The organism is Falsigemmobacter faecalis, assembly GCF_003863335.1.
GTDB lineage: Bacteria > Pseudomonadota > Alphaproteobacteria > Rhodobacterales > Rhodobacteraceae > Wagnerdoeblera > Wagnerdoeblera faecalis.
The window spans coordinates 13,877-31,509 of sequence record NZ_RRAZ01000041.1; the positions used below are offsets into that span (position 1 = coordinate 13,877).

General features: G+C 63.7%; 10 protein-coding genes and 2 pseudogenes. 3 read left to right on the forward strand and 9 right to left on the reverse strand.

Annotated features, from left to right (window positions below; all coding sequences use genetic code 11):
- Positions 1-15: 15 nt before the first annotated feature.
- Complete coding sequence (locus EG244_RS18040; RefSeq protein ID WP_124966567.1) at positions 16-1,929, reverse strand: AMP-binding protein; 1,914 nt, start codon at positions 1,927-1,929, stop codon at positions 16-18.
- A gap of 126 nt (positions 1,930-2,055) precedes the next feature.
- Here EG244_RS18040 and EG244_RS18045 point away from each other — a divergent pair, with 126 nt between their 5' ends.
- Positions 2,056-3,984 carry a helix-turn-helix domain-containing protein gene (locus EG244_RS18045; RefSeq protein WP_158617361.1) on the forward strand — a complete coding sequence of 643 codons (1,929 nt, stop codon included), beginning with the start codon at positions 2,056-2,058 and terminating at the stop codon, positions 3,982-3,984.
- Between the two features lie 240 nt (positions 3,985-4,224).
- Here EG244_RS18045 and EG244_RS18050 read toward each other — a convergent pair whose 3' ends face one another.
- The 5 genes from EG244_RS18050 to EG244_RS18070 all read right to left on the reverse strand — a co-directional run bounded on the left by EG244_RS18050 (position 4,225) and on the right by EG244_RS18070 (position 10,987).
- Complete coding sequence (locus EG244_RS18050) at positions 4,225-5,721, reverse strand: sugar ABC transporter ATP-binding protein (protein ID WP_124966569.1); 1,497 nt, start codon at positions 5,719-5,721, stop codon at positions 4,225-4,227.
- The gene (locus EG244_RS18055) at positions 5,718-6,800 is read right to left on the reverse strand and encodes an SMP-30/gluconolactonase/LRE family protein (RefSeq protein WP_124966570.1); all 1,083 of its coding nucleotides are present in this window, start codon (positions 6,798-6,800) and stop codon (positions 5,718-5,720) included. Before EG244_RS18055 ends, EG244_RS18050 begins: the two co-directional genes overlap by 4 nt.
- Entirely contained in the window at positions 6,797-8,911 is a 2,115-nt protein-coding gene (locus EG244_RS18060) for an ABC transporter permease (protein ID WP_124966571.1), read from the reverse strand. The genes EG244_RS18055 and EG244_RS18060 overlap by 4 nt, the downstream gene beginning before the upstream one ends.
- A gap of 69 nt (positions 8,912-8,980) precedes the next feature.
- Positions 8,981-9,988 (reverse strand): sugar ABC transporter substrate-binding protein, encoded by a 1,008-nt coding sequence (locus EG244_RS18065; protein WP_124966572.1) that lies wholly within the window; start codon positions 9,986-9,988, stop codon positions 8,981-8,983.
- Between the two features lie 24 nt (positions 9,989-10,012).
- Complete coding sequence (locus tag EG244_RS18070; RefSeq protein ID WP_124966573.1) at positions 10,013-10,987, reverse strand: ABC transporter permease; 975 nt, start codon at positions 10,985-10,987, stop codon at positions 10,013-10,015.
- Between the two features lie 224 nt (positions 10,988-11,211).
- Between EG244_RS18070 and EG244_RS18075 the strand changes: the two genes are divergently transcribed.
- The gene (locus EG244_RS18075) at positions 11,212-12,168 is read left to right on the forward strand and encodes a helix-turn-helix domain-containing protein (RefSeq protein WP_124966574.1); all 957 of its coding nucleotides are present in this window, start codon (positions 11,212-11,214) and stop codon (positions 12,166-12,168) included.
- Positions 12,169-13,105: 937 nt separating this feature from the next.
- Here the strand turns inward: EG244_RS18075 and EG244_RS18080 are convergent.
- Positions 13,106-13,942: a hypothetical protein gene (locus EG244_RS18080; RefSeq protein WP_124966575.1), complete on the reverse strand. Its 837-nt coding sequence runs from the start codon at positions 13,940-13,942 to the stop codon at positions 13,106-13,108.
- 44 nt (positions 13,943-13,986) lie between these two features.
- Entirely contained in the window at positions 13,987-15,042 is a 1,056-nt protein-coding gene (locus EG244_RS18085) for a glycosyltransferase (RefSeq protein ID WP_124966576.1), read from the reverse strand.
- Positions 15,043-16,624: 1,582 nt separating this feature from the next.
- Here EG244_RS18085 and EG244_RS21110 point away from each other — a divergent pair.
- Positions 16,625-16,824: pseudogene (locus tag EG244_RS21110) on the forward strand (IS481 family transposase); the annotation flags it as partial.
- 131 nt (positions 16,825-16,955) lie between these two features.
- On the opposite strand, the pseudogene EG244_RS18095 reads toward EG244_RS21110, so the two are convergent.
- Positions 16,956-17,549: pseudogene (locus tag EG244_RS18095) on the reverse strand (ATP-binding protein); the annotation flags it as partial.
- Positions 17,550-17,633: the final 84 nt, after the last annotated feature.

A 17,633-nucleotide genomic window follows, 5' to 3' on the forward strand; every position in this document is an offset into this window, starting at 1 on the left:
GCGCCCGCAGGGGGGTCACAGGGCCGCAGTCCGGATATTCAGCCGCAGCCGAAGGTTCAGATCGAGGGCGGCGGCGCTGAGGGCCTTCTGAAGGGGCGCAGCCGCCTGGCGGGACGGAAGCGTGATCTGCAGCACATAGCCCCCGGCCTCTTCGCATTCGCCGGGGCTCAGATCACCCGCGCAGGCCTCCGGGGCGAGGTCGCGCAGCAGCATGACCAGCTTGTGACGAAGGGCCTGACGCCGCAGTTCGGGTTTGAAAATCTTGCCCACCCCCGTCACCGGAAGGTCGGGCAGCACAAAGATATGGCGCGGACGGGCGGGCGGCTCACTGATGCCCTGGCGCAGAAATTCCGCCAGGGCCGCGAGATCAATCCCCGCCCCCGGGCGCGGCGTCACAAAGACCACCGGAATTTCACCCGCATAGGCATCGGGCATCCCGACCGCAGCGCTCAGGGCGACATCGGGATGGGCATTGGCCACCTCCTCAATCGCGAGGGGGTCAATATTATGACCGCCCCGGATGATCAGATCTTTCTCGCGGCCCGTCAGATGCAGATAGCCCGCCGCGTCGAGATAGCCGAGATCGCCGGTCACAAAGGCCCCCGAGGGCGTGAATGCCCCCCGGTTATGGCGCGGATCGAGATAGCCCGCACAGACCTGCGGCCCGCTGACGGTGACAATCCCGCTTTCACCCCGGGCACAGTCCTGCCAGAGCCCGTCCGCGTCCTGCCGCATCACAGCGATCTGCGAAAACGGGCAGCGCAGCCCGACGCTGCCGCGAATGAGCGGGCCGTGCAGCGGCGTGGTGGCAAGGGCAGCCACGGTCTCGGTCATCCCGTATTGCTCAATAAGCGTCAGGCCGGTCGCCCGCGTGAAACGCTCGGCCACCGCCGCCGGAAGCGGGCTGCCCCCGGTCATGGCAAAGCGCAGCGAGGAGAGATCGGCACCCCCCTTCGGCACCTCGCTGAACGAGCCGATCACCGTTGGAACGGCCCCCAGAACCGTCGCCCGAAACCGCTCTGTCAGACGCCAGATCGCCGCGACGATGCCGCGGTTGCGAAAGCCGTCGGGCGACAGAAGCACCATATGCCCCGCGGCCGACAGGACCGAGAGGCCCATCGTGGTCGTGCCGCCCACATGATAAAGCGGAAAGCCGTTCAGCCCGGTATCGTCCTGCGAGAGATCAAACATCTGCGCCAGCGACCAGGCGGCATGAAGCTGGTTGAGGTGGGTCTGTGGCACCAGTTTTGGCAGACCCGTGGTGCCGCCGGTATGGAAAAGCGCGGCGCGATCTGACAGCTCCGGCTCGCGGCAATGGACAAGAGCATCGCCGCGCTGCGCCGCCATCTCCGCGTCGAAGTCGCAAAAACGCGCCTCCATGCCGGCAGGCAGACCACCAAAGACGAAGACCGCTTTCAGATGCGGCAGCCGCGCGGCCACCTCACAGGCCCGGGTCCAGAGATCCGGATCAAGCGCCGGGCCCGGACAGACGAGCATCTCTGCGGCCTCAGCCTGCATCAGCGCCAGGATCATATCGGTGCTGAGAAGGTGGTTCAGGCAGCTTGCCACCCCCGCCACCTGAGCGCCCCAGAGTGCTACGGGCAGCTGCGGATGGCTGCGCGACAAAAGCGTGACCACCTCTGCGCGGCGCAGCCCCTTTGCGCCAAAAAGATTGGCCGCCCGGGTGATCTGTGCAAACAGATCGGCATGGCTGAGGGTGACGCAATCCGCCCCCGGATCCGCAGAGGCGAGGACCGTCAGCCCCGGCCGCGCGCCATGAAGCAGCGCATTGGTGCGAAACATATCGTAAAGACTGGTCGCGGTCAGCAGGCTGTCCAGCCCCCTGTCTTCAAGCGCAAAAAGATCAGCTTCGCAGGTAATCCTGCGAAGGGCGCGCGCCGTCAGACGCGGCGTCTGAATGGTTGTCATAATCCCCCCACGAGCGCGTCAGCACGCCTCAGAAGGCAGGTTAGGCGGCTGGAAGCACCGCTTGCAATATTACAGGATCACAGCATTATGCTGCCAAATTGGGGAAATTCCACAATCGGAGACGGAATGTCGCTATCTGGTGCCAGCCTCCATTTTGACGACCCCGCCTGCCGCCTGCTGGAGCTTTTGCACCACTCAGATGACCCCGGGGCGCTGTTTGAAGTGCAGCAGGAAATTGCGGATCTGCCGGACCACCACCCCGGGCGAGCTGCCCTGACCCGGGCGGCGCAGAGCGCGCTGGCCGTCTGGCAGCGCGGACAGCAGTCGCAGCAGCGCGAGCGAACCGCGCAGGCGGTCTCTGATATCGCGCGCGCCTTGACCGAGCTGAAAAGCCTTGAGGAGGTGCTTTACGACATCGTCTGCCGCGGCAGGCAGCTTCTGGGCAGCGATCTGTCATGGCTTTCGGGCGAGCAGGACGGCAGCCTGCGCGTGCTCGCCATCGACGGTGCAACCTCTGAGGCCACGGGCCATATGACGGCGGCCGCCTCGGTCGGGATTGCCGGGCATGTGGTCAGAACGGCCGCCGCCTTCACAACCCGGGACTATGTGAACGATCCGGTCATCACCCATACCCCTGAAAATGACGGCACCCTTCTGCGCGAGGGTCTTCGCGCCGCTGTGGCCGTTCCGCTGATGGCCGGAAGCCGGGTCATTGGTGTTCTGACTGTCGGCGACCGCTCGGAACGGGCGTTCACCCCGCGCGAGGTCTCGGTGCTGGCGACCCTCGCCAGCTGTGCCTCTGTCGCGGTCCGCAATGCCACCGCCTATAACGCGCTCTCGGAAAAGCTGCATCAGGCAGAGACCCGTCTCCGCGATCTGCAGGCGCGGGCGGCCGAGGCGGATTTTGCCGCCTCAGCGCTTCACCAGATGATTTCCGACATGGCCGGGACCAGCAGTCCTGCCCGCTCTCTCGCACTGATCGCGCGGCTGCTGGAGGGGCGGGTGATCCTCAGTGACAGCCTTGGCCGCCCGCTTCTGTCCCCGCCCGGCGACACGCCCGCCCCCCGGCGGCTCAGCGCCGCACTTCTGCGCGCGGTCGATGCGGCCCGCGCCACGGGTCGCGTGCAGGTCCTGACCGGGACCGGGGGGGTGCATCACGTGGCGGCTCTGGCAGGCCGCGGCGGGGTCGGGGGCTGTCTTGTGCTGACCCGGGAGACCCCGCTTTCGCCCGCCCTGCTGGCTTTTTTTGAGCGGGCGGCGGAGCTGATGTCGGCCCTTCTGCGGCCCGAAGCCGAGGCCCGCGATGCGGGAAACCGGGATGCCGCCCGGCTGATCCACCGCCTCCTCGAAGGCAGCCGAAGGGAGCCCGGCCCCCTCAACGAGCAGCTTCAAAGCTATGATCTGACGCTGAACAGCCCGCTGCATCTCGGGCTGATTGAGGCTGAACAGGGCCAGCTTACGGCCCTCGCCCGCAGCCTGCGCGAGCGGCTCGGCCCGCGTCCCGGACTGATCGGAGAATGGCACGATTATCTGGTGCTGCTGGCGCAGCCCGACGACATCCGCGATCTGCGCAGGCGGCTGGGAGAGCAGCTTTACGGCAACCTGCGCCTGAGCGGTCAGGCGGCGCTTTCGGCCCCGGTTCAGGGGCTTGCGGCCCTCCGGCAGGCGGTGTCTTCGCTGAAGGTCTGCCTTGATCTGTCGCGCAGGCTCGGCCTTGAGCGGCAGCTGAGCTATGAGCCCGAGCTGTCGCTTTATACCATCCTCTTTCAGGGCCACGACAGCACCCGGATTGATCAGGTGCTGGAGGCGCTGATTGGTCCTTTGTTGCGCCACGATGCGGCGCGGCGCGGCAGTCTTTGCGAGACGGTCCTCAGCTTTCTCGACAATAGCCGCAATGCCAGCCTGACGGCGCGGCAACTTGGGGTCCACGTCAACACCGTGCACAACCGCATTGAAACGGCGCTCACGCTTATGGGCGCGGCAGACACCCCCGGCCCCCTGGTCGAGCAGCATATCGCGCTGCGGCTCCATCAGCTCCGTCGCAGGCAGGCCTGATCTTTCCGGGCAAAGCGGCCCCCGGCAGATCAGATCCTCCCCCCGCGCTGAAACGGCTTTCAGAAGATCCGTGCGGGAGAGGCACCAACGGCCGCCGCAACCCAGCCATGGGTCGCCCCTTTCGGCCAGCACCGCAATCGCGCCGCGGCTTCAAATCGCAGTTCGGTCCGCGGACGCCGATCAGCGCGGCCCCCCCCCGCATCTGATCTGAACGCCCGCCCGGCGACAAGCGGGGCGGCGTCAGTGAACCGCCGCATACATGATGGTCTCGGCGTCGGTCCGGTGGCCCTCAAACTCCTCAACGATCCGGCCCTGGCGGCAGACCAGGATGCGGTCGGAAAGCTGCAGGATTTCCGGCAGATAAGAGGAGATCACCATGACCGCGATCCCCGCATCGGCCAGCCCTTCGATGATGTGATGGATCTCGGCAATGGCCCCCACATCCACCCCGCGCGTCGGCTCATCAAAAATCACCAGGCGCGGCTTTTGCACGAGGGCCTTGGCGATCACCACCTTCTGCTGGTTACCGCCCGACAGCTCAATCACCCGCGCATCTGAGTTGATCGCCCGCACCTTCAGCGCTTCGGTCCACTCCGCCGCGATGCTGCGCATCTCCTCCATCGAGACCCGTTGAGAGCGCGTCTGCCCCCCCGCCATGGCCCCGAGATGGATGTTCTCGGCAATCGACATGGTCTCAAAAAAGCCCTCAGCTTTGCGGTCTTCGGTGACATAGATGATGCCGTCGCGCACAGCCGGGCGCGGCACTCGGTAGCGCACATCGCGCCCGCCCAGCCGGATCTGACCGCCATGAAAAAGATCGCGCTTTGCGACCCCGGCGATCACCTTCGCTGCCTCCGTCCGGCCCGAGCCGATCAAACCAAAGACCCCGGTGATCTGCCCGGCAAACAGCGAAAACGAGGTGTTGCGCACCATGGACCCCATGGAGAGATTTTGCACGCTGAGCACCTTTTCCCCGGCTTTGCGGGCCTTTTTGCTGCCGCTTTCGGCATAAAGCGCATCGCTGAGGCTGCGGCCCACCATGGCGCGGACAATGCTTTCGCGGGTGAAGGCCGAGACGTGATCGGTCACCACATGCTCGCCGTCGCGCATGATGGTGATCCGGTCGGCGATGGCCAGAGCCTCCTCCAGCGCGTGCGAGATGAAGACCACCGAGACCCCGCGCGCTTTCAGACGGGCCACAAGGGCGAAGAACTGGTGTTTTTCCTCCGGCGTCAGCGTGGCGGTCGGTTCATCAAAGATGATCACCTGCGCCTGATGGTGCACCGCGCGGGCGATCTCTACCATCTGCTTTTGCCCGGCCCCCAGCTCAGAGATCAGCGCCGTGGGATTGACGTGGAAATTCAGCGACTGCAGGAACTGTTGCCCGGCAATATAGATGCCGCGCAGGCGGTGAAATCTGCGGCTGTCGGCCAGATAGATATTCTGCGCCACCGTCAGCGAGGGCACGAGGCTTGTTTCCTGATAGACCATGGCAATCCCCTGGGCGAGCGCCTCAGAGGGAGAGCTGAGCACCACCGGAGCGCCATTGATGAAGAGCGCCCCCCGCGTCGGGCGCACCACCCCGGCGATCATTTTCGTCAGGGTGGATTTCCCGGCCCCGTTCTCGCCCAAAAGCGCATGAACCTCGCCGCGCTCAAGGGTGAAAGTCATCTCCCGCACGGCCGCTACGCCGCGATATTCCTTGGTGGCCTCGCGCAGCTCAACAATCGGGCTCATGCCGCGTCTCCTTTCACTGCATCCCCGGAAAGGGTGATCACAACCTCATCTCCCGCCGCTGCCACATGTAAAAATCCATCCGCCTCAACGGCATGGGTGACACCATGGCTGCGCCCGTCCGCCCGGCTCTGCAGGCTGAACAGCGGCTGCGCGCCCGCGTCGAGCCGCAGCACGATCCCCGCCGACATCGAAGGGGCCCAGGGTTTCAGCAGACCAAGCTGTTTGACGGCCCCGTTCTGAAGCGCCTCATAAAAGCTCTGCCCCGAGCGCATGCGCGGCGCGATCCAATAGTCACGCGCCACCTCAGTGAGCATGCGGTGGCAATAGGCGGGCTCGCGCAGCACGAATTCCACCAGCTGGCTGCGGGGGGCAAACATCGAAAGCCAGGCCCCGTCACCCGTGGCACTCAGACGGCCCGGATAGGCGGGCAGATCCCCGAGAACCACCTCCCGCGCGCCGCCCGGCGAAAGGCGCAGCAGTCGGTGACGCCAGCTTTCCGACAGGATCACCCCCTCTCGGCAGGCCATGACCCCGCCCGCCCAGGCCAGCCCGCCCGCGATCTGCTGTGGCTGCGCCTCAGCGGCGGCCAGCCGCCAGAGGCTGCCGCCCGCGCCGCGCAACATCAGATCGCGCTGCCAGTCTTCGGCCCCATGGCGGTCCGAACCGCAGGTGATCCACAGCGTGCCGTCTTCGGTCACCGCCAGATCCGTGATCCCGCGCAGCGCGCTGCGCCGCGGCACACCCGTCCCGGCCAGGCCATAGGTCAAAATCTGCCCGTCCGACAGCGCGAGCACCATCCCGCCCGAAGGGGCCTGCGACAGTGCGGCGATCTCGGCCTCAAATTCAGCGACCTTCTGCCAGCTGTGATCGGGGTGCAGCCGGTGCAGACTGCGCTCTGCCGCGGCATAAAGTCCCCCCTCGGCAACGGCGAGCGCGGTGACCCCCGGCAGCGGACGGCGCAGCCCCTCATCATCGAGGCGGCGGTTGGCGCGCAGCGCGCCGTCAAGCGGCGGCAGGGTGACCGCGGCCTCACCCCTCCCGAAAAAGCTGTCGAGACTGCATCGGATGGCTGCGATCATTTTTGCCCCCAGTAAGACGTCATGCCGGTCCAGTCGGGATCTGCCCCCGGCAGTGGCAGCCGCCCAACCCGGTTGTTGGAGATGCCGCCGATATAAAGATGGCCCTTATGCTCTCGCATGGAGGTGATCATGGGATGGTTCTCGCCCCGGCGGTCCCAGAGGGTCTCATGGACCTCGCCCGCTTCGTCAAACCGCAGCACACAGCCGGTGTTGATATTGGGGAACAGCCATTCATCAGGTGCCACGCGGCGAACCATGCGGCGGCGAAAGCCGGGCATTTTCAGCCCCAGATCGAAGGCCGGGGTCCGCATGCCGACCAGCGCCAGCCAGTAGCGCCCGTCAGAGGCGCGGTTGATATTATCGGGATAGCCCGGCAGATCGGCGATCACCACTTCTGTCCGGCCTGCCTTCGGGCCGTCATAATAATAACGGCTGATCCGGCAGGCCCAGGTCTCGGCGAAAAGGAACGACTGACCATCGTGGCACATGCAGATGCCATTGGGAAAAACGAGGTTTTTCAGGACGGTGCGGGTGCTGCCATCGCGGGGATCATAGCAGATGATCCGACCGTTACCGCGCGATTCCAGACAGTCCACGGGCCATTCGTGCATCTCATAGCGCACGGTGGCCTCGCTGAAAAAGACCCGCCCGTCCGGCGCAATATCGAGATCATCCGCCAGCCGCAGCCGCGAGTCGTCGATCACCGAAAAGAGCGAACGGCGGGTCTCATCGGTGAGTTTATGGATGCTGCGGTCTTTATCGATCCGGTAAAGCCCCATGCCACCGATGCAGACCACAAGCCCGCCATTGCTGTCGAAAGCCATGCCAAGCGGCCGCCCGCCGACATGGGCAAAGACCTCCTGGCGGGTGTAATCGGGCGCGAGAAAGCGGATGATATCGCCGATGCGGTTGCCAACATAGATATGGTCATCTGCATCCAGGATCACATCCTCAGGGCCGTCGATCTCTCCCAGGCCGATCGACTGCACCGGCGCCAGCCGGTCATTCAGCGCATAGGGCGAGCCCGCGCTGGTCGGCGGGGCCACAGGCAGATCGGCCCAGGTCGGCGAGACATAGACCTTGGAGAGGAACTTATGTTTGTTGCGCATCCAGCGCACATCCACCGCCACAGCGATCAGCAGAACCGTGCCCAGCAGCAGCGAATTCGCCCCGCTCGTCAGGCCCATCCGCACAAGGCTGTTGACCATAATCATCACGATCACCGAGCCGATCACCGCCTTGGCCGCGGAACTGCGCCCGCCACCAAGACTGTTGCCGCCCAGCACCGCCGCCGTCAGCGCCGCAATCTCCATGCCGACGCCAATATCAGCCCCCGCCGCCCCCAGACGCGAGGCAAAGAGCAGCCCCGCCCCGGCCGCCAGCGTCCCCGAGGCCACATAGGTCAGACAGATCACCCGACGCACCGGGATCCCCACATTATGCGCCGAGCGGCGCGAGCCGCCCACGGCCAGCACATGCCAGCCTGCGCGGGTCCGCGTCAGCACCAGATGCAGCCCCGCCGCCGCGATCAGCGCCACCACAACGCTGAAGGGCGTGCCCCAGAGGCTGCCCTCGCCCATGAAAAACCACGGCTCGGAGTCCGGAAAAGCGGCGGCGATCGGCACCGCATAGCTCAGCAGAATACTATCAACCAGCGCGCGCACGATGATCAGCGTGACCAGCGTCGTCAGAAAGGCGCGCAGCCGCAGATAGCCCACCAGCACCCCATTGATGAGGCCGACCAGCGCGCCGCAGGCAAGCGTTCCCGCAATCACCAGCGGCAGCGGCAGATCCGCCACCCCAATCAGCGCCAGGGCCGCGATATTGCCAAGCGCGAAGGTCGAGCCCACGCTCAGATCAATGCCGCCCGCCGCCATCACAATGGTCAGCGCCAGCACCACAAGGCCGAACTCGCCCCACTGACGCAGCAGGTTGGACATATTATCCGCCCCGAAAAAGCCGGGGATCAGCGCGCCGAACACGCTCAGCGTCAGCCCCAGAAAAAGCACCGGCACGGCATTGTCGATCCAGCGCTTGGAGAGGATCTCACCCAGAAGATGGTCGGGCACATAGTGATAGCGCCAGCGCGTCAGTCTGTCGGTCAGGGTCATGGGGATGCTCGGATGGAAGGTTGCTAAAGGGGGTGCGGGCGGAAGATCCCACCCGCACCGGTCAGCGGCTTACTTCGCGGGAAGATCCCAGCAGGAGGCCGAGGTCATATTGTCTTTGTTCAGAAACTGCAGCGGCGTGAAGAGCGTGGTCTTGCTGGTGCCCGGCGGTTTACCCTGCTGCAGCAGATGGCGGATCATCGTCGCCATGTCCTGGGCCTGATGGCCGACGTGATAGACCACCACTTCTGAGAAATTGCCGCTGGCGATGTTATCACAGGCCATGCGGTTGCCGCCGCCCTGGGTCAGAACAAAGATGTCCTTACCGGATTCGCGCACCGCCGAGGCCGTGCCGATATCCATCACATCCCAAAAACCCGCAATCGCGCAGAGATCGGGATGCTGCTGGATCACGGTGGCGGCAATATTGCGCGCCTTGGTCGAATCCCAGTCCGCCGCCTGGTTGGAAACGATCTGCATCCCCTCAGCCGCGCCGACGACGGCCTCAATGCCGCGCATCTGATAAAGGCTGGTCGAGGCGGTGAGCACCCCTTGGGTGATCGCCACTTTGCCGCTGCCGCCATTGGCGGGGCTGCATTTCTCAACCAGACGCTGGCCGATCTGTTCGCCCATGCCGATGTAATCGGCCCCCACGAAGACATCGCTGGAATAGCTCGAACGCATATTGACCTGCACCACATGGATGCCCGCATCCTCTGCGCGCTTCAGCAGGCGGGCATAGGACTGCACATCCGGGTTATGCACGACCAGCACATCCGGCTTTTCCGAGATCAGCGAGGTGATCGCCTGCGAGCCGGTATCGGTGCTCCAGTTCGGATCGCGGATGTCAAAGGTCACGCCCAAGGGCTCCAGCGCGGCCTTCAGCCCGGCGGCCCAGCCCTCGGTCAGATCAAGGCCCATGGCGACGGGCAGATAGGCCACTTTGCGCCCCTTCAGCGCGTCGTAATAGCCCGCCCGGCTTGGATCATCGAGCGTCTGCGCCAGCAGCGGCGTGCTGCAGACCGCGCCCAGCAGGGCTGCCGTGCCTGCCCCCGTCAGAAAATTCCGGATCCGTCCCATGTCTTCCTCCCTGGAAGTGGTTGCTCAGATATCGCCCTGCTGTGCGGTCTGCTCGTCCCTTGGGTTCAGCAGGCTGTCGGCGACAATCGCCAGAAGCAGCAGGCTGCCCTTGATCACGCTTTGCAGGGTGTATTGGATGTTGAGGATGGTCATGCCGTTCAGCAGAACCCCGATCAGCAGGGTGCCCACGATCACATTGCGGATCCCGCCGCGCCCGCCCGACAGCCCGATGCCGCCCAGCACCACCACCAGGATCACGTCATAAACATAGGTCGAAAGCGCAAGCCGGGTGTTCATGCTCGACACCGCCGCCGCCGTGACGATCCCCGCGCAAAAGCCGATCAGCGCTGAAATCACATATTGCTGCACAATCACCGGCCGCGCCGGAAGCCCGGTGATCCGTGCCGCTGCCAGATTGTCGCCCACCGCGCGCAGATAGCGACCGGCCACGGCATAGCGCAAAAAGAGATGCCCCAGAGCGCAGATCAGCGCAAAGGCATAGATCGGCACCGGCACACCCAACAGGCTGCCCTGGCCGATCCAGCTCAGCACCTCAGCACTGCCCTGGAGATAAGCTACCTCCAGATCGATCAGGAAATAGCGCCCGAAGCCATAGATCAGCGTCCCCATCGCCAGGGTTGCGAAAATCGCCGGGATCTCGGCATAGGCCACCAGCCAGCCATTGATTGCCCCCACCAGCAGACTGAAGCCAAGCGCCAGCATCAGCGCCATCGGCAGCGGCATGCCAGAGCCCGCCATATTCAGCATCCAGCCCACCGAAATCGCCATCAGCGAGACCAGCGAGAGATCAATCCCCCGCCCGATCACCACGATGCCCATGGCAATGCCCAGGATCCCCAGAATTGAGACGCTGCGCAGCAGGTTCAGGATATTGTTGCCGGTCAGAAAGCCGGGCAGCGTGACTGAAAAGACAAGACACAGCAAAACAGCCAGCGCAAAGACGATCTGTTCCTGCCCGAGTTTCCCGCTAAGGCGCATAGATTTCCCCCCATTCCGGCCTGAAAACCGCCGGATTTGGGCAAGATTAGGCCCGCAGCAGGCGCTGTTCCTGTCCCACACTGCAGAGAAATTTCACCACAGCGCACAGCGCGGCAAAGCGCTGGACATTTTTTCACTGCCTTATAATTTGGCTGTCGGCCTGATGGGTCTGCGGGGAGGCAGACCGGTCAGGCCATGATGTAACCCAGGGTCGGGGAGAGCCCATGGATTATGTTTTCACCACCGACAGCTATGCGCAGCGCGACCGCTATGCGGCCTGGCGCGATGCCATTTGCGATGTCTATGTGAATGTGGATGTGGAGGCTGCAGACCCCGAGCACTATCGCGGTTTCATCCGCGAGGCGCGGTTCGGCGAGGTCAGCCTGACGGATATCCTTTTGTCCGGGCAGCGCATTCTGCGCGGCCGGAGCCATATCGCGCGCCAGGACAAGGACTGCTGTTATCTGCAGTTCATTCTGAAGGGCAGTCTGAACGTGCAGCAGAACGGCATCTCACTGCCCTCCAATATCGCGCGCGGGGTCATCTTCAGCGCGGTCGAAGAATATGAGCTGCGCGCCCTGGGCGAGGTTCGCTCGCTCTATCTGGAGTTGCCGCGGGCCGCCTTTGCGCAGCGTTTCCCGGGCGGAGAGGTGCCGCTTGTCGCAGGGCTGGATATCACCCAGGGGCTGGGCCGACTGGCCGCCGAAATGTGCAGCCGCCTCGCCGCTGAAAGCCATGTGATCCCTGAAGGCCGTGACCGCGCGGCAGAAGCACTGATGGATGTGCTGGCGCTCGCGCTGCAATGCGCGGCCCATGACATCCCCCTTGGCGAAGCCTCCGTCCGGGCCGCGCGGCTGACCGCGCTGAAGGCCTGGGTCGAGGCGCATCTCGCGGACCCGGAACTGTCGCCCCGGTCGATCGCGAAGGCCAATGGGGTCTCTTTGCGCCAGCTGCACGCGCTGTTCCAGGACGGCGGAGAGAGTGTCGCGGACTGGCTCTGGAGCCGGCGGTGCCAGCAGGCCTTTGACCGGCTGGTCCGGGAGCCGCAAAGCCCTGTGACGCAGGTCGCCTTTGATCTGGGCTACAGTTCCTCCTCTCATTTCTCGACGCAGTTTCGCCGCCGTTATGGCATTTCGCCTCGTGAACTGAGAAACAGCGGAGGGAGAGCGGTTCCTGTCTGAGAGACTTTGCCGGGCGACAGGATATCGAAATGAGTGGCACGGATGCTCTGTCAGCCTGCCTAAGGCACTGATGTACAAGGCTGAGATCGGCGCATCCATTTGAGAAGCGGTTGTCATCGATGACAACACTCGGCGTGGATCCGGGACAGTAAGTGTTCCAGATCGACCCTGCAGAGCGGCGAGGTCACGCAGTGCCTCTTGAGAGGTCGCGGTGTGATCATCCGCTGTCGTTCTCGTGTCACTTATGACCCATCGGGGCTGCGGATAAAATCTGACACCCAACTGCTTGCATGGGTCAAAGGTGCAGAGCCGGAACATCGCGGTCGTTGCGAAGATGACGGTATTGAAAAAGTCCTGTGGGCCGCTGTCGTACCTGGCAGCGATGCACTTCTCATCCTTCAAACGCCCGAACATCCGCCCGATACGGCTGCGTGGGTGGCAGCGAGGCCGGTCTATTTGACAGGTGCCTTCTGCGTCAGTCTTCCTCGGGTACAGGATGTGATCTTAAGGGCATATCGGAACGGGTTAACATCAGAGCCCCGATCTGTCGGCAGATAGTCTGCATCAGGAAATGCGCTGAGCAGATCCGCGGCGCTGGCGTAATCGCGGCCTGTACTGCGTTGAGGAAAAAGCGCAGCTGCTTATCATCCCGGTCCGTCAGAGCCCGCAATCCGGTGTTCAGACCGCCCTTCGTGCGGCCGATCCGCCACCCAAAGCGCCGCCTTTTTTCAGCCCGCAGCTTCCCATGAGCTTCGGGAAAAACGGCTCAGGTCGCTCCATTTGCTTAGTGCTGAGCCGAGGCAGATGACCCATCAGACAGGCCCCCTGACCCCGGCATGCGAAGGCCGCCCCAGGAGCGGCGCCCGGTCTGAAACCGGTGGTGATCAGAGATCCCCGTCTGAACCGGAGAAAACCCGTAAATACGCGCCCGGGTTGTTCAGCGAAACAGCCTTCTGCGCCAGTAGCCGATGAAAATCCGTATCCGCTTCAAGATTGGCGGGCGGCGCTCCAGATAATTATGTGAAGCTGTTTTCGGCGGATCATCCTGATAGCCTTTCAGATACCTTGCAATCCGGTAACCGGCGCGAAAACGCGCCCGCACCACAAGCAGCCTCGGACCCCATTCCTGACAATGGAAAATCCGCAGATCGGGGCGGTTCAGCAGCCGAAGACCCCAGAGACCCTGGGCCTGGACGTAATCCTCGGCGGCCCCCTCAACCAGAAAACGGCCATGCTTTTCGGCCGATCCGGGGATGCCCTGTTGCAACTCACGCCAGACATCGGGCCGGATGAGCAAAAAGCAGTTGCTCAGCCGCCGGGTCAGCAGCAGTGACGGGTCCTCCGTCGGCAGATCGGCGCGGAACGGAAGGGTACTGCCGGTAATAAAAGACGCGCCCATCGATGCCAGAGCGGTCATCGTGGCCTCCTGCCAAAGCGTTTCAGCAGTTCGGAAGGGGAGCGTATCGAGCCGGACCACACAGCCAAAATCGGCCGTCACAGCCTCAAACTGAGCGGCCAGCAGCCGCTGTTCCTCATCGGTCGTTTCCCGCGCAGAGGTCGGGCCAAGATTCTGCAGCCGGATCGCACGGGTGGCGCAGAGGTGCTGCAATCGCGCGGAAATGCCCGGGCCCGCCCCGACATGAACGACCAGCTCAGTGATCGGATGGTCAAAGAAATCCAGCCAGTCTTCAAGAATTACAAGGTGATGCTCCTGCAGCACGAAGGTCAGGAGCGCCACGGATTGCGGCAGGGCCTGGGGGGCAACGGATGGCATTCCTGTCCTTACTCCTTTCGTTTCAATGCGGCGGTCGCCCAAAGTCAGGGGCAGGCGGTGCCCGTGTCAATCCGGCGCCAGACGTCGAGCAGCGATGCCTCAAAGGTCGCGCGACCGTAGCTTGCGTTGACGACCTCGCTGGCATGTCGGCGCAGCGCCTCCAGCCGCGCTGGTGCTGCGGCGTATTCGGTGACCGCCGCCTCAAGCGCCTGCACGAGACGGAGCGTGTCATCCTCGGTGACCGGAATGCCGGTTTCAGGGGTGAAAAACTCGCGCCCGCCCAGACCGGTATAGCCGACGACGATACAGCCGGCAGCCATTGCCTCAGCCGCCGGAAAACCGATCGATTCCTGATGCAGAAGCGAGATGAAAAAGCGGCTGCGCTGCAGCTGTTGCGACACTTCCAGCCGCGGCATGTTGTCGAGCGCCAGAAGCCTGTACCCCTGCAGCTTCCCGCGACGCTCCAGAGATTCTGCGATCTGTCGGGCCTCGGCCGGACGTTTGCGCGGCATGTAAGTGATCAGGGCTTCCTTTTCCTCCTGAAAGGGAAACTCTTCGGGTTTCATCGTGACCCGGAGGGCATGGCCGGTCCGAATGCCCATCAGTTCGAACTGGTCGAGGCAGATCTGCGAGACCCCCAGAAACCACTCTGCCCGCTGCCGGATGTCGAGCCCGAGCGCCATCGCTTCATTATGGGCCCGCTCGAAAGCGAAGGTGTTTTGCACATAAACGCCCATCCGAACCTGCGGAAAGGCAAGCATTGCAGCGGCAATCATGTATTCCGGCACGACAAGCACATCGCCGGCCCCGGGCTCCCATTGATCGAGAACGCCGCCGCGCAGCCGGTCGCGCAGCAGTCGCAGCGGAACCGTCACCCTGGCGCGCCGGCCCTCAAATGCCATTCGGGCCCGTGCATAGTCCTGGCTATAAAGCTTTCGCGGCCGGTCGGGGTGATCATGATAGCCCGCATTGGGGCTGTTATGCACAAGGGCCGCATCATAGCCCGCGCTGCCCAGGACCGCCACCGTGTCATAGATGACTGCGGTGCCGCCTGATGCGGCCCGCTCATCCGTGCAAAGAAAAAGATAACGGCGCGACATGGGACAGTCATTTTCCAGTAAATATAAAAGGGTAAGACCACGGGGGTCAAAACATCTGAGGTTTAGGGCAAAAATATGTCAATGTGAACTGCCGTGGGTATCGGCAAAAGCAGCGCGGCCGCTGCAGTCCGCAGGACGTTCGCTGAGCTGATCGGTCACCGAACCTGCAGGCTGCAATACCGCGCCATTCCTCACGCAGGGCGCGGCGGGCGCACCACCTCTTTCCAGCTCTCTGTGACTGGGTTCTCAGGTTGACAGGGCTTTTTCGCCGGTCAGCAGGGGCTCAAATCGCGTTCTGAGGCCGCTGGCAGCCGGATCCACTGTACATCGCCCGGCGATCCGCATGGCAGCTGAGATCTGCAACTCACAGCCCGGTCCGGGGCCTCAGAGGCATCGAAAGCGCCGTTGTCGTAATTTTATGAGCCTGGCCAGGGTTTGTTGCGCAAATCGGCTTTAGTTATAGACCTGTCCTAAACCCGCTCAGCTTTATGGAACAGGGATGGTCGTCGGCGTGCCGGGTGCTGTGAAGCGGTTTCGGACTGAGCCGTCGAAGGCCATCCGTCCGAGAGAGCCTGCGAAGAGCACGGATTGGGACTTCTGCGACCTGCCTGTCGAATGCCCAGGCCATGAGCCTCTGACCGGGCTGTTTAAGGCAGTTCATCCAATCGTCGGCAAAACCAATCGCAGGGCATTTGATCCCCCGGATCAAATGCTTATCCTGCTCATACCCGGACTGTTTGCTGAGCCTCCTCGCCGCTGGAGGTCTGTTGCCCGCCCCGCTGGCCGGAGGGCTTCGCTTGCCACTCCATGCCCGCATCAAACCATGGGGGCAGTGAACCTCGGCGCTTCAATCCTGGGTTATAAGCACGCCAGTTGCTCGTCTTGTAGCAGGTCCTCGGCGGATAGTTCATACCAACAGCGCAGCATGATCACGCAAAACACTGAATTCTAATAGATTTATGCGACAGCGCCCCTCATTCCCAATCTTCAGCGTCGAACTGATCGCCCTCAGGCACAGGAGCAAGGCTTGTGGCCTGCCGAGGTGTTCGGAAATCTGAACCTTTGGCCGACAGGGGCTATGAAGCCATCAAGCCAGTCCCGTGAGACATCTGTATCCAAAACGGCAGATGCTCCCATCATATCACTCTCGCTTCCTTGTGGTGCGCGGTCTCATTTAAGCTGAGCCACAATCAACTGTTCGAGACGATGAAGCGAAGCGAAAACCGCAGGCTGGAAAACGTGGTCCTGCCACGAGGTGTTCAGCGCGGTCTCTCACCCCATTCCAGCCCTTGGCCAAGGGTCGGAATGGGGCAAATATAGCAGAACTCAGACACACAAGGTGTTTGATCCCACGGTTTGGGGGTGTGATCCATTAGAAGGAATGGAAGGATGCGCTATGGGGTAAGTTCGTCATGGAAGCGCCACGATCGAGCCATGGCACGCCATTGGTCCGTGGACCATGGCTGAGGGCAGGTCGGCGAGCAGCCATACTGAGGGCTTGCCCGCCAGCGGCTCAACGGCAGGCCCGAATGAGCGCAGGACGAAAGACAGCCTGCCATTGGTCCAAAGGCAGGCTTGAGGGCTCGCGGAGCTGAGCCGGGAGCCCGGGATCAATCCGAAGACGGTCGCCAGGTGGCGCAAGCGATCCTCGGTAGAGGGTCAAAAGACGGGGCCAAAGGAGCCCCGTTCGACGGTGCTATCAGGGGCGACGAGGCCATCGTCACAGCCTTCCGGCGCCATACTTTGCGGTCGCTGAACGACTGCCTCTATGCCCTGCAGCCGTGACGGCTGTCAGGCGGCGTGGAAAGCTGCCCCTCTGTCGGCGCGCACGATTGAGCCTACCCGGCGGTCAGAGATCAGGGCCGGAGCCGGCGGAACTGATCATGGTGTGAAGGCCGGTCAGGCCCTGATCGTCAGGCGCGGTTCCTGACGCGCCAGGGCTCGTTGCCGGTCCCGATGATCGCGCAATGGTGAGTGAGCCGGTCCGGCAGCGCAGGCGTCATCTTCGGGTCGCGGAACACGGCCGGCCCTTCGCCGAAGGCCAGGTTGGTGGTGGTGATGATCGGGGGGCGGTCGCAGAGGCGGCTGATCAGATGGAAGAGCCGCTGACCGCCGGATTGGGCGGAGGGCAGATAGCCCGGCTCGTCGAGGTCGGCGAGGATCAGGAGTTTCCCCGAGGAGGGGAAGTCCAGCCGGGTCACGTCATCGGCGAGACGCCCCTGCTTTGCGCCGCGGGTCTCTGTCCCGAGGCGGTTCCCGAGGTCGACGAGGTTGCAGAAGCGGCCTCTGGTGCCGGTGCGGATGAGGGCAATGGCGATGGCGAGAGGGGCCTTTTCAGTGCCGGTGCCGCCGATCAGGACCACATTGCGCGGGTCAGCCACGAAGCGGCCCGTTGCCAGGTCTCTGACAAGGCCCTCGTTCACAGGGGGGGCGGCGACGTCGAGCTCACCGATATCCCTGGCCAGGGGCAAGCTGGCGAGGGTGATCTGGTATCGGATCGGGCGCGCCCCCCGCCAGTGGTCCCCGAACCGATGGCGACCGCTCGGCCGATCCCGGCGATCTCCGACTGCCGCAGATCGCCCCCGATGCGT